This window comes from Corynebacterium sp. HMSC076D02 (assembly GCF_001813815.1).
In the GTDB taxonomy this organism is placed as follows: domain Bacteria; phylum Actinomycetota; class Actinomycetes; order Mycobacteriales; family Mycobacteriaceae; genus Corynebacterium; species Corynebacterium simulans.
Window position 1 is genome coordinate 136,829 of record NZ_KV814045.1, and the last position, 13,686, is coordinate 150,514.

At 61.2% G+C, this 13,686-nt stretch carries 9 protein-coding genes and 1 pseudogene; 2 read left to right on the forward strand and 8 right to left on the reverse strand.

What is annotated here, in order from left to right; genetic code table 11:
- Positions 1-69 precede the first annotated feature (69 nt).
- A pseudogene (locus HMPREF2935_RS06085) lies at positions 70-676 on the reverse strand (DsbA family protein).
- A 107-nt stretch (positions 677-783) separates the two neighbouring features.
- Here HMPREF2935_RS06085 and pepN point away from each other — a divergent pair.
- Positions 784-3,339 (forward strand): aminopeptidase N, encoded by a 2,556-nt coding sequence (gene pepN / locus HMPREF2935_RS06090; RefSeq protein WP_070732403.1) that lies wholly within the window; start codon positions 784-786, stop codon positions 3,337-3,339.
- 12 nt (positions 3,340-3,351) lie between these two features.
- Here pepN and HMPREF2935_RS06095 read toward each other — a convergent pair whose 3' ends face one another.
- From HMPREF2935_RS06095 to HMPREF2935_RS06125, 7 genes are all read right to left on the reverse strand, one after another.
- Positions 3,352-4,110, reverse strand: a complete 759-nt coding sequence (locus tag HMPREF2935_RS06095) for a GntR family transcriptional regulator (RefSeq protein ID WP_070732405.1) — start codon at positions 4,108-4,110, stop codon at positions 3,352-3,354.
- A gap of 154 nt (positions 4,111-4,264) precedes the next feature.
- A complete protein-coding gene (locus tag HMPREF2935_RS06100; protein ID WP_070518232.1) occupies positions 4,265-4,966 on the reverse strand; it encodes an SDR family oxidoreductase in 702 nt (233 codons plus the stop codon).
- Between the two features lie 50 nt (positions 4,967-5,016).
- On the reverse strand, positions 5,017-6,243 hold the full coding sequence (locus HMPREF2935_RS06105) for an alkylhydroperoxidase domain protein (RefSeq protein WP_070732407.1): 1,227 nt from the start codon (positions 6,241-6,243) through the stop codon (positions 5,017-5,019).
- An 81-nt stretch (positions 6,244-6,324) separates the two neighbouring features.
- Positions 6,325-7,995, reverse strand: a complete 1,671-nt coding sequence (locus HMPREF2935_RS06110) for a dipeptide ABC transporter ATP-binding protein (protein ID WP_070732409.1) — start codon at positions 7,993-7,995, stop codon at positions 6,325-6,327.
- 7 nt (positions 7,996-8,002) lie between these two features.
- Positions 8,003-8,878, reverse strand: coding sequence for an ABC transporter permease (locus HMPREF2935_RS06115; protein WP_061924208.1), 876 nt, complete (start codon positions 8,876-8,878; stop codon positions 8,003-8,005).
- A complete protein-coding gene (locus tag HMPREF2935_RS06120) occupies positions 8,875-9,855 on the reverse strand; it encodes an ABC transporter permease (RefSeq protein ID WP_061924211.1) in 981 nt (326 codons plus the stop codon). Before HMPREF2935_RS06120 ends, HMPREF2935_RS06115 begins: the two co-directional genes overlap by 4 nt.
- Positions 9,856-11,487, reverse strand: coding sequence for a TIGR04028 family ABC transporter substrate-binding protein (locus tag HMPREF2935_RS06125; protein WP_070732411.1), 1,632 nt, complete (start codon positions 11,485-11,487; stop codon positions 9,856-9,858).
- A 149-nt stretch (positions 11,488-11,636) separates the two neighbouring features.
- Here HMPREF2935_RS06125 and HMPREF2935_RS06130 point away from each other — a divergent pair, with 149 nt between their 5' ends.
- Positions 11,637-13,544 (forward strand): FAD/NAD(P)-binding protein, encoded by a 1,908-nt coding sequence (locus HMPREF2935_RS06130; protein ID WP_070732413.1) that lies wholly within the window; start codon positions 11,637-11,639, stop codon positions 13,542-13,544.
- Positions 13,545-13,686 lie beyond the last annotated feature (142 nt).

The window sequence follows — 13,686 nt, forward strand, 5'->3', positions numbered from 1 at the left end:
AGCAGTATTTGCTTTCGCGGCATGGGCTAACACCCGCGTCAAGCATTAAGTTCGGGGTGCTAGCCCAAGTTACTTCTGGCTCACCTGCGGCATTTCGGTGCGGGTGCGCTTTAGTTCAAAAAAGTATGGGTACTGCGCAAGGCGGACGGAAGCATCAAAGATTTCGCCGGCTTCCTCACCTTCTGGCACGCGGGTAATTACCGGGCCGAAGAATGCGGTATCGCCGAGCTTGACCACTGGGGTTCCTACTTCATCGCCGACCTCGTTGATGGCGGCATTGTGGAACTCGCGCAGCTTATCGTCAACGTCCTCTGTGTTTGCCACCTCGGCGTAATCTGCCGGCAAGCCGACCTCTTCCAGCGCCTGCGGCGCCGAAGCCTTTCTTGCCGCCCTGCTCCTGGCCGTGGATGAGATTGCCCATCGCGGTGTAATAGGCATCGACCTTTTCAGGGGCCGCGACGGCGATCTTCGTGGCGACGCGGGCCGGGCCCCAATTTGCCTTCATCATTTCCATGTAATCCGGGTCCAAATCGCGGCCGTCGTTAAGCACGGAAAGCGACATTGGCACGAAGGTGACCTCGATATCGCGGACCTTTTCTACTTCCTTGATCCAACGGGAGGTGGCCCAAGCAAACGGGCAGCTGCAATCGAACCAAAACTTCACAGACTCAGCCATGTGGACTCCTTTTATACAAATTCATTGCTAACTGGCCCTTCCCACCCTACGGGCACGACTAGGGTGGATGCAGAAACTCAATTGCTACAAGGAGGAGTAATTAGCCTATGACCTCGATTAACCTCACTCGCGAAGAGGCCACGCGCCGCTCACAGATGATCGACGTTTCCCACTACGACGTCCACCTAGACCTTGTTGGTTCCAAAGTTAATTCCGAAACGCATTTCATCTCCACGACTACCGTGACCTTCCGCGCCAAGCAGGCTGGCTCCACGTTCATCGATCTGCGCGGCGAGGAACTGCTAGAGGTTCGCTTGAACGGCGCTCCCCTGCCCGCCAAGGCTTATGAGGCCGAGTACGGAATCCCGCTGTCCGGGCTGCAGGTAGCAGATTATGAGCTCAAGGTTGTAGCCAAGATTCCTTATTCTCACACCGGTGAGGGCCTGCACCGCTTCGTCGATCCAGCAGACAGCAAGGTTTACCTCTACACCCAGTTTGAAACTGCCGATGCCAAGCGCGTCTTCGCTTGCTTCGACCAGCCAAACATGAAGGCCACTTATTCGCTGGCTTTCGACGCCCCGGCAGACTGGACAATCATCACCAATGGCCCCACCACCGTCGCGCCAATCGAGGGCAAGGCTGATGCCCAAACCTGGTCCACGGAGATTGATTACCCGCTTTCTACCTACCTGATTGCCCTGTGCGCCGGCCCCTACTTCGAGGTCACCGATACCTGGAACGGCGAACTGACTGAGCACCCAGAAGGCAATGCCGCTGAGAAGGTTTCCGTCCCGCTGGGGGTCTACTGCCGCGCCTCCCTAGCAGAGCACCTCGACGCAGAGCGCATCCTTACTGAAACCAAGCAGGGCTTCGACTTCTACCACCGTAACTTCGGCTTTGCTTATCCCTTTGGCAAGTATGACCAGATCTTCGTGCCGGAGTTCAACGCCGGCGCTATGGAGAACGCTGGCTGCGTGACCATCCGCGACGAGTACGTCTTTAGCTCCAAGGCCACCCACTACAAGTACGAGCGCCGCGCTGACACCATTCTCCACGAGCTGGCGCATATGTGGTTTGGTGACTTGGTCACCATGGAATGGTGGGATGACCTGTGGCTCAACGAGTCCTTCGCCACCTGGTCCGCCGCCATCTCCCAGGCTGAGGAAACCCAGTACGACACCGCATGGGTCACCTTCGCCAACGTGGAAAAGTCCTGGGCTTATCAGCAGGATCAGCTGCCCACCACGCACCCGATTTCCACCGATGCCTCCGACATCGAGACCGTGGAGCAGAACTTCGACGGCATCACCTACGCTAAGGGCGCTTCCGTGCTCAAGCAGCTGCAGGCCTATGTGGGCCGCGAAAACTTCTTTGCCGGCGTGCGCCGCCATTTCAAGGCGCATGCTTTCTCTAATGCCACCTTCGACGATCTACTCGCTTCACTCGCCGAGTCCAGTGGCCGCGACTTAAGCTTCTGGGCTAAGCAGTGGCTCAAGACCACCGGCATCAACACGTTTGCAGTTGAGCTAGACACTGACGACGCCGGGGTCATCACCACCGCACAGCTGGTCCAGCGTGGCGAGACGCTGCGCACCCACCGCGCAGGCGTGGGCATCTACAACTTGGTAGACGGCAAGGCCGTTCGCACCGATCGCATCGAGATGGATATCGACGGCGAGTCCACCGATATTCCGCAGCTTGTAGGCCGCAAGGAACAAGACATCGACTTCCTGCTGCCAAACGACGATGATCTGACTTACGCGCTCATCGAGCTGGATTCCAAGTCGCTGGAATTCATGGTCGAAAACATCGACAAGTTCGCCGACCCAATGGCGCGCACTCTGTGCTGGTCCGCAGCATGGGAGATGACCCGCGGCGGCACCATGCGCGCCCGCGACTTCGTGGCGCTCGTAGCGCGCGGCGCGGCGGCAGAGACCGAGCTGGCGGTGCTCGAGCGCATCGTGCAGCAGGCGGCTTCGGCGCAATCCAACTACGCGGACCCAGCGTGGGCCAAGGAGTCGACGCTGCTTGCCGACGCCCTGCTCGCCGGCACGCAGGACGAAGACCCAGAGCGTTCCATCGTCTTCGCGCAGGCGCTGGCCAAGATTCGCCTGACCGAAGGCACCCGCGCCTTCCTGCAGGATGTTCTGGACTCCTCCGATGACGAGGGCCTGCGTTGGTACGCAATCGCAGCGCTGGCTGCCGACGGCGCGCTTGACAATGTCCCGGCTGCCATCGATGCGCAGTTGGCGCGCGATAACTCCGCGACCGGCCACCAAGCCGCAGTGCGTGCGCGCGCCGCGGTCAACACCGCGGAGAACAAGCGCGCGGTGTGGGAAGAAATTGTCGAGGGCAAGCTGACCAACCGCGAGCTGACTTCCAAGCTAGAGGGCCTTACCTACCCCGGCGCTGACGATCTGTTGCCGACTTCCGAGTTCTTCGATGTGGCAGAAAAGATTTGGGCTTCCCAGTCCACCGAGATCGGACTGACCTCTGTGACTGGTCTGTTCCCATCCTGGGCTATCTCGCAGCAGAGCCTGGATGAGGCCGATGCGTTCCTGCAGCGCGACCTAGCCGGCGGCCTGCGCCGTGTGGTTACCGAGCAGCGCGACCGTATGGCTCGTGCGCTGCGCAATCGTGCGGTAGATGCGCAGGAAGCATAAGAGGCACGCTAATTAGTCGAGGTGAGGGACCTGTCCGGGTGATGGGTCCTCGCCGACGATAACCTCCACGTTGGCGATATCGGAGCGCAAAGTTTCCTCACTTATCGCCATAACGGCGCCATCGGACTGCTTGATGACGCGGCTAAAGCGCAGCAATGGGTGCGAACGGCCCACGCCGAGCAGTTTTTGCTCCTCTGCTCGGGCGGTAGCGGCCACGATGCTCTCGCGCTTGTGCGCCATTTTTAGACCACAGCTTTCTAAGGTCTCCAGCAAAGGCTGGTGGAGATCGCGCTCATCAAGGTCCGGAACCAACTGCACAGGGATGGTGTACTTCGAGACGCTGATCGGGGCGTCATCCACGTAGTGCACGCCCTTGAGTTCCCACACGAGCGTGCCCTCTTCTACTCCGAAAGTCGCCGCCATATGGGAGAGCACTTCTGCCTTGTGCAACGCTACTACTTCAACGCGCGTCAGGAATCCACGATCCCGCAGCTGCAGCAGAATGCCTTCATGGCTAGTCAGGTTAAGTGTGGGCGGGACGGCGCGTACAAAGGTGCCACCGGTGCGACCGCGTTTGCGATCAATTAAGCCCTCGATCTGCAAGATGTCCAACGCGTGGCGCACGGTCATGCGGGCAACGTTGTATTCCTGGACCAGTTCGCGTTCAGTGGGGAAACGCTCGCCTGGCTTGAGTTGCTGGGTTTCGATCTTGCAGCGCAGCGAATCCGCGATCACCAAATAGGCAGGTCGGCGGCGGCTTGAAGTAGTCACAATTTCAGAAGTCTACAGCGCAGCCGAGCTTTCGCATCTCGAGCAGATGTGAATTAGGGCGAGGAAAGGCACCACCGTGGCGCACATCCCCCGCCCAAGCGTTAACGACAAATTTGCTTCGGTTTTAAACCAGTTTTCTAGCTAGTTCTTGCAACTATTTTTTAAGGTTCTTGCGTTGCGCAAGCTCCACGCGCGGGCGCACGCGGATCTCGGTGAGCTGGGTGGTAGAACCTGCATCCACCGCAGCGCGGATGGCATTGGCCACCTCGACGGGCGCGATGACATGCGCTGGGTCGTAGTCCTGCAGGCCCTGCAGCATTGGGGTATCGGTAGGGCCTGGGGCCACGGTGGAAACGCGGATACCGAGCTCGGAAAGGCGCAGGCCGTCGGCAAGCGCGTAAAGCGCATGCTTGGTCGCGGCATAGATAACATTGTCGCCGTAGCTGTGGATACCGGCACCAGAGTTAATGAAGACCACGAGGCCTTCCCCATCAGCCGCGCGCAACTGCGGCAGCAGGCGGCGGCTTAGTTCAGCGGGAACGTGGACGTTTAAGTCCATCTGTGCCTGCCAGTCCTGCGGGCGTGCGGACTCGACGGAGTGCTTATCGGCGCGAGCTGCCGCGTGTACCAGAACGTCGACGCGGTCGAGGGCCTGCAGCGGCTCTGGCAGCGCGGTTTCGGGGTCAAGAAGCTCCAGCAAGTCGAGCGCTACCGGGGTGATATTCGCGGCTTCCGGCAGCTCCTCGGCGCGGCGGCCCAACGCATAGACGTGATGGTCGCGCGCGAGGTCCTCAATGATCTCGCGGCCCATGCCGCCGGTAGCGCCGGTTACTACTGCGATCTTGGTATTTGCCATGATTTACTCGCCTTCCTAACTATATTTGCGCTTGTTTAGGTTTCCCGATTCTAGCGATAACGCTTCGGTACATCCGGCGCGCCGAGGGTAAGCATGAGGCGGTTGGCCCAGTTGAAGAAAGACGCGGAGTTGATGAGGTCGATGATTGCCAGGTCATCGAATCCCACGCTGCGCAGCTTGGCCACGCATCCGGAGTTGAAGCTAAAGGGCGAACGCGTCAGCTCACGCGCGGCGTCGCGAATCACGCCCCATGCATCGCTTCCCAAATCGGCGTCGAGGCCTTCGAAAAGCAGCCTATCGATGGCCGCGGCATCGCCGCCCTCATCTTTAGAACGCTGCTGGTGCACCGAGGCGCAGAACTCGCAGCCGTTGAATCGGGAAACCACGGTGGCGGCCAGCTCGCGCTCGGCACGGCCCAAGCCGCCGTCGGTGTTGTAGAAGATATCCAAGTCCGTGAGCGTACGGGCCTTCAGCGCCGCAGCATCGCGGGCCAACAGGCGGAAGTACTCGGAGTCGATGCGCTCCGGGCGGATGAGTGCATCGATCTGCTCTTGGGTGAACTCCTCCTTGGCCAACGGTGTAAACCACGGCTTCCAGCCCAGCGAGTGGGCAACAAAGCCCTGCGGAGCGTGGGTCTCTGGGCTAAGCGTGTGCTCGTGCAGCTGCCAGCCTGGGTCGGAAGCGCCCTCAATGCGGGTGGTCTCGGGGGCGGTGGATTCATCGCCACCCAAGACCTTCAGCCCGTGGATGACGCGCAGCTGGAAGGAAAGGAATGCGATGAGCTGGGACAGGCTCACGATGTCATCCTCAGACCAACCGGCAGCCTGCAGGTGGCCGATGGTCTCCGCAGAAGCGTCCTTAGGGTGGAATGCCAAAAGATGTGCAAAATCGAAAGCCGCGGCCAAGCGCTCGTCTAGGCCGGCAATCTCACCGAAGGTGATAAAGCCCGCGCCCTCGCCCGAAATATCGGCCGGTGCGGCATAAGGGCCAGAAGTAGTGCCGTGCTCAATGGCAGCCTGGACGGCGCCCTGCAGAGTCTCCGTGGCCTCATCAGCCAGCAGGTCCCCGTAGAACTCGCCGGCGCTTTTAGCCTGGTAAATGCCGCTCAAGAAAGCCGCCACGGCATAGCGCTGCGCATAGCTAAAGGTGCCGGACTCCTCTGGCTCCAGCAGGGCCTGGAATGAAAGCTGTGCATTCGCCAAAGCATCGGGCCGGCGTGCGCGCAGCTGCACTAGCTCCGGGCTTGCCCCGGCTAGTTGGTTGATGATGTCTGCCATGAAACTTCCTTTCCTTGTTTTAAGGTTTTTAGGCTCTTAAGGTTTTTAAGGCCTTTACCCGCCGCGAATGAGCGGCGGTGCTTACAGCCCTAGGTTCAAATCCCCGGCGCGATAACGCTGGCCAGGGATGGCGGCGATTAGCGTGCGCGTGAACTCGGAGCGCGGGTTCGCAAATACCTCGGCGGTCCGGCCCGACTCTACCTGCTTGCCATGGGAGAGCACCGAGACCGTATCGGAGATTTGGTTGACCACGGCGAGGTCGTGGGAGATGAAGACGTAGCTCAACTGCAGTTCATCTTGCAGCTGCGCCAGCAGGCGCAGGATCTGCGCCTGGACGGTCACGTCGAGGGCGGAGACTGCCTCGTCAAGCACCACCAACTCCGGTTCCACGATCATGGCGCGGGCAATGGCCACGCGCTGGCGCTGGCCGCCGGAAAGCTCGCGCGGGCGGCGGTCATAGTGCTGTAGGTCGAGCGCGACGAGCTCCAGGAACTCCTGTGCGCGGGCCTTAGCCTTGGACTTGCTAGCACCCGCGAGGTTGCGCAGCGGCTCAGCGATGGCGTCACCGATGCTCTGGCGTGGGTCCAGGGAGGAATACGGGTTCTGGTAGACGAGCTGGACGGACTTGCGCGCCTCGCGCAGCGCCTTGCCCTTCAGCTTGGTCAGCTCGGTGGTACTACCAGCTGCATCCAGCAGTTCGATAGAGCCCGAAGTCGGCGAATTGAACAAAGAAATGGAGCGTCCCGTGGTGGTTTTTCCGGAGCCAGACTCGCCCACCAGCGCGTGGGTGGTTCCTTTCGCCACGTCGAAACTCACGCCATCCAAAGCCACAAAGTCGCCGTAGCGCTGGGTGAGGTCGCGGACCTTGAGCACGGTTTCAGCAACAGGTTCCTTGCTGGCCGGCCGCGCCACGCGCGAAGAGTGCGGGACCTCGGCTACAGAAAGCGACGGGGCGTCGGCAAGCAGGCGGCGTGAGTAGGCATGCTGCGGGTCGGTGAGCACGCGCGCGGCCTGCCCGGACTCGCGAACTTGGCCCTTTTCCATAACGACGATGCGGTTCGCACGGTCACCTGCCACGGCAAGATCGTGGGTGATGAACAAGATGCCCACGCCGGTCTCCTGGCGCATTTCATCAAGCAGGTCCAAGATGACCTTCTGCACCGTCACGTCGAGTGCCGAAGTCGGCTCGTCGGCAATGATGAGTTCTGGCTCCAGTGCCACCGCCGCCGCGATGAGCACGCGCTGCTTCATGCCGCCGGAGAGCTCGTGCGGGTACTGGCCATAGCGGCGGTCAGGCTCGTCGATGCCCACTTTCTCCAGCAGCTTAATCGCGCGCTGCTTGCGGCTAGCGGCGCTGCCGATGCCGTGGATGGCCATGCCTTCCTCGATAGAGGCGCCGATGGTCTTGAGCGGATTCAGCGAGTTGTTGGGATCCTGCGGGATGAGCCCAATTGCGCGCCCGCGCAGCTTGCGCCACTGCGCATTGGTGTAATCGGTGACGTTGGTGCCCTTGAAGGCGATCGTTCCGGCGTCGACCTGCGCGTTGGGCGCGAGTAGGCCGATGGCGGCCATGGCAGAGGTGGACTTGCCGGAGCCGGACTCACCCACGATGGCGGTGATCTCCCCTGGGTGGACTTCCAGGCTAACGCCCTGCACGGCTGGGACTTCGCCCGCGGCCGTGGTGTAGGAGACATTCAAGTCACGGATGGTAAGCAAAGGATTATTCTGTGCAGCCTTGTCTTTAACTGTCATTGTTTTTCTAAGCCTCCGCTCGGAAGTTCTGGGATAGACGGTTGGCAGAGACCACTACGGCCACGATGGCCAGGCCCGGCAGGATGATGAGCCACCAAGCGGTGGCCATGAAATCGCGGCCTTCGGCGATGATGAGGCCCCACTCCGGGGTCGGGGCCGGAGCGCCGTAGCCCAAAAAGCCGAGGATGGAAAGCTGCAAGATTGCAGAACCAAACTGCAAAGTAGCCAGGGCGATGACCGGGGTCAGGGAGTTCGGCAGGATGTGGCGCGCCATGACCTGCATGGGGATCGCGCCGGCGCCGTAGGCGGCCTCAACGTAGTCGGAGCCGGCCACAGACATCACCTGCGAGCGGGCCAGACGGGCGAAGGTGGCAATAGAGGTCGCACCCACCGCGACGGCGGCCTGCAGGGAACCAAACCCCAGCACGATAATGATGGACAGGGAAAGCAGGATGCCCGGGATGGAAAGTAACACGTCCACCACGCGCATGATGATCGCATCCACCCAGCCGCGCAGCGAGCCGGCCAGAAGGCCCAGTAGCGTGCCCACCATAAGGCCCACTGCCACGGCGATGAGCGCGCCAATGAGTGACTGACGCGCACCATAGACCACGCGGGCATACAGGTCGCGGCCTACCGCGTCGGTGCCGAACCAGTGCTCAGAGCTGGGGTGCAAAAGAGCGACGTCGGTGCCGGCATAAGGATCCGAGTTGGTGAAAAGGCCCGGCACCAAAGCCGCCAGGAAGGCCACCGCGAGGATCACCAGCGCGAGGATGGAGGCTGGGCTGGTCCACGGGTTGCGCTGTGCGCGCGAGACGTGGTGGCGGTTGCGGCGCAGCTGCGTGGGTTGCGCGTTTGTGTTATTCGAGGTTGGAACGCTCATGCGCGGGCTCTCTTCGCGGATTCGGTCGATCCTGCAGTAGCAGTAACGGGACGGCGCAGGCGCACGTCCAGCACTGGGTAGAGCAGATCCACCACGAGGTTGATGATGACGTAAGCGGTAGCCGCGATCAGAACCACGGCCAGCAGCACCGGCGTATCGCGGTTCGAGACCGCCTGGGCAGTCATATAGCCCAGGCCGTTGCGTCCGAAGACGGTCTCCGTCACCACGGCGCCGCCTACGAGCTCACCGAAGAGCAGGCCCGCCATAGTCAGTGCCGGAAGGAGGGAGTTGCGCAAGATGTTGCGCCAGAAGATCCACGACTCCGAGGCGCCGCGAGCGCGCACTGCCTGCACGAAAGGCATCGACTGAGTCTCGTCGATGGAGCGAATCAGCACCTGGATAAGTGGTGCGGCCATCGGCACCGACAGCGTCAAGGTCGGCAGGATAAGGCCCTCTACCCCGGAAGGCTCGATGATGCGCACCCAGCCCAGCTGGAAGGAAAAGACCTGGATGAGCAGGATGCCAATCCAGAAACCGGGCAGGGAGACCATGAAAGATGGCAGCCCGCGGAAGAAGGTCGCAATCGCGCCGAGGCCCGGCAAGGTAGCCAGGAAGGCCACGATGAGCGCCACGACGATGGCCAGGCCAATCGCGCACGCGGCGAGGATAAGGGTGTGCGGGAGGGCGTCGGCAATCAGCGTCGACACCGCCGCGCCCGTCTGCGTAGAGTTACCAAAATGGCCGGTGAAAAAGCCTGCGAGCCCGGTAAAGAACTGCACGAGCAGCGGCTTATCGACGCCCATTTCCTCCCGGATGGCGACAATCTCCGCCTCCGAAAGGCCCAGTGCTGGGTCGCCAAAGCGCGACATCACGGCGTCGGAAGGCAGCGCGGAAAGCAGGAAGAAGGCCACCGTGTATGTCACGAGCAGCACCACGAGTGCCTGCCCGATGCGGGCAGCTAATTGTCGAGCAGTCATTTACTTCTCCTCCTGATTCAAGCTGACCTCGTAGAACCACGGGCGGGCCACCGACTCGGTGTGGAAACCGGAAACCTGCGGCGATACCGCGAAGACCTGCGGTTCCTCGAAAAGAGGAATGACGTAGGCCTGTTCGGTGAGGTAATCTTGCACCTCTTCGACGGCCTTCTTGCGGTCTTCAGACTTGGGGCTGGAGGTCACCTTGCCCAGCAGCCCTTCCAGCTCCGCGTCGAGAGGATTGCCCTCTTCGTCCTGGTTGAGCAGGGCGTCGCGGTTGTTCACCGAGTACATGGAGGCAATAACGTCATAGTCCGCGCGGCCGACCATGATGTGGTAGAGCTGCACCTTGTCGATGGACTTCGCATCTGCGTTCTGAGTTGCCTGGTCGCCCGGGTTAATCTCGATGGCGATGCCCAGCGCGCCTAGCTGATCCTGGACCATCGTCATGACTTCCTTGGAACGCGGCTGCGGCAGCGCGGTATTCGAGCGCAGCACTAGGCGCTGGCCATCCTTGACGCGGATGCCATCGGGGCCGGGCTTCCAGCCGGCTTCGTCAAGCAGGCGCTTCGATTCCTCCGGATCGAAGGTATAGGCCGACGACTGATCCTTGAAACCCAAGCCGGTCTCGGCCACGGAAGACTTGGCCAGCGGGTAGGACTCGGAGAAGAGCACGCGGATAATTTCCTCGCGGTCGATGCCGTGAATGATGGCCTCGCGCACGCGCTTATCGCGCAGAAATCGGTGATTGAAGCGGAAGCCCAGCTGGTTGTTAATCGCGTTGGTGCCGCGGGAGAAGATTTCTACACCCTTGTCTTCCAATAACGGCTCCTGCGGGGCAGAGATCTGGCGGGCGATGTCTGCCTGGCCGGAGATGATGGCGCCCGTGCGCACGGATTCCTCGGCTGCCAGGATGTAATGCACGCCGTCGATGTCGGCGCGGCCCTGGTGCTCTACGGCCGGTGGCGCCCAGTCATAGTCCTCGCGAGTCTTAAGCACGAGGTCGGTGCCGATCTTCTCCTCGTCGACCACGAATGGCCCGGAACCCACGAACTTCTTTGCATTACCGGGGCCAAAGCCCTCGTTGTCCAGCTGCAGAGAGCTATCCGCGAGCAGGCCTGCATTATAGGAGGAAGTAGCCTGCAAAAAGCCCGGCGAAGGCTCGGAGAAGTAGAACTTCACAGTGTCTTCGTCGACTACTTCGCCGCGCTCATAATTGGCAATCTGCTCCGAGGCCGTCAGGGTACGCTCAGTATCGCCCAAGCCATAAAGATCGAAGTTGCGCACCACGTTTTCCGCGGTCAGCGGGCTGCCGTCGGAGTAAGTCACATCCGTACGGATGTTAAATGTGTACTCGGTAGCGTCCTCGTTGACCTTCGGCATCTCCGTGGCGATCCATGGAGAAAGCTCGAGGGTCTCCGGGTCTTGGTACAGCAGGCGGTCGGTGAGCTGATTGACCACGCCACCGTTGGGATAAAAGCCGGCCGCTGGCGGATACAGCGTGCGGAAGAACTGCGGTTCGAGATAGGTCAGGACGTTGTCTTCATCTCCAGAACCCGCGCCGGTCGATGTCGCGCATCCTGTAAGAAAGGCCGCGGCACCCACCACGCTGGCGATGGTGCGAATCAGTTTCACTTTCTAAAGCCTTCGAGTTTTAAAGAGGTTGCTATTGGCCATGTAAATTAACACAACATAGACATGTTAGTATTAATTCCATAGACAGTCCGGTCTAGATAAATTCTCAAAACGGCGAGCCCACAAGCTCGCCTCAAAGGATGAATTAAATGATTTCGCCAGATTCAACCCCCTCCATCGCCATCGTTGGCATGGGGCCTCGCGGCATCTCCGTGATAGAGCGGTTGGCCGCGCACCTCAATACCCGCAGCGACTCACCCGCCCTCACGCTGCATCTCATCGACGACGCCCAGTTCGGCGCCGGCCGCATCTGGGACACCGAACAAACCCAGACGCTGTGCATGAACACCCTCGCCGGTGCCGTCACACTGTTCACCGAGCCTGGCTCCACCATGAGCGCCCCGGTTCTCGAGGGCCCCATTCAGTACGAGTGGATTCAGCTACTGCGCGGCGAGCGCGAGGGCATCTCTCCAGAAAAGCAGGCGCTTTTCGACGCCCACCCCGTCACCATCGACGAGTCCTTCCGCGCCGAAATTGAGTCCAGCCGCCCCGAGTCCAACCCTTCCCGCGCGCTCTATGGCGCTTATCTGCGCTGGGCTTTTGAGGTGGCATTGGCACAGTTGCCAGATACTGTCACCGTCTCAAATCACCCCTCCCGCGCGGTTGCTGTGCGCGAAGAAGGCACGCAGGACGTCATCGAGCTTGCCGACGGCTCTAGCGTCACCGCCGATTCCACCGTGCTGGCTTATGGCTGGCAGGTGCCGGGCCTTAACGACTCTGAGCAACACCTTACTGAGGCCACCGCCGCCTCCGACTCGCTCCACTGGGTACGCCCTAATAACCCGGTGGAACAGGACATTGCCGAAATCCCTGCCGGCCAAGACGTCTTGGTGCGCGGCCTGGGCATGGGCTTCTTCGACATCATGGCGCTGCTGACCATCGACCGCGGCGGCGTCTTCCACGAAGACGCGTCCACTCGCTCCGGCCTGCGCTACGAGCCCTCCGGCAACGAGCCGCATCTCATCGCCTCCTCGGGCCGCGGCTATCCCTATATTCCCAAGTCTGACTATCACTCACTCCCACCGCGCGCAAAACTTATGCGCTTCCGCGAACAACTCGCGAAGGTAGAAGGCGGCGAAATCGATTTCGGCCGCGACCTACTCCCCCACATCGCTCGCGATGCTTATGCCGAGTACTACGAGACACAGGCCCGCGTTAACTCTGCGGCACTGCAGGTTCCACTGGAAGAGATCATTGCGCGCATTGATGCGGCGAAACTTAATTCCCAAAACATCGTCGGCATCTCCCAGGAGCTCAATGCGGCACTCAAAGATGTTTCTGCCGAGCCGCTCGATCTCTCCCACTGGGTCAATCCGTTGGATGCTTTCACGGGTTCCACCGCAGAAGAGCTCACCGCGTACATCGCGGACAGCTTGGCGGACGATATCATCGCCGCCGATGCCGCTCAGGATTCCCCGCTGAAGTCTGCGCTGTGGGCAGCTTCCTCCGCCCGCAAGCCCTCTGCCATCGCAGGCTCTGAAGGCCGCCTGGACTGGGAATCACGCACCAGCAATTACAAAGAGTTCATGGCCTTTGGCCAGATGGTCGGCTCCGGCCCACCCCTGTTCCGCGTCCGCCAGCTACTCGCTCTCGTGGACGCTGGCATGGTCTCCTTCTTGGGCGGCCGCCCCGCACTGAGCTGGGACGACGAATTCACGCTGACTTCCGGCCCACGCTCTGCTTCGAGCCCGTGGCTGATTGATGCGTGGATGCACTCTCCCGACGTGCGTCGCCCAGCCGACCCGCTAGCGGTATCGCTTAAGGACCGCGTTCGCCCCTTCCTAGACCATGGCAACCCCACCGGTTCCCCAGAGACCACGTGGGAGCGCAAGGTGGTTCGCCCCGACGGCAGCGTCGACCCGCGCCTGCACGTCATCGGCATCCCTACCTACTCACAGTGGCCGGATACCACCATCTCCCCGATGCCTGGCACCGACCCACTGATGCTGCAGGAGACCGACCGCACCGCCGGCTCGCTGTTAGCGGCACTTCGCTAGCGCGCCCCTGCGCCCTTTCCATCCTCACCATTTACTCAAATACCCAGGGCTGGAAACCAAGACCTCCAGTTCGACTTCGCGGCTGATGAAAAATCCAACGAGGCTATCTAGGAGGTCTGGGTGCCCAGCCCTGGGTATCTGT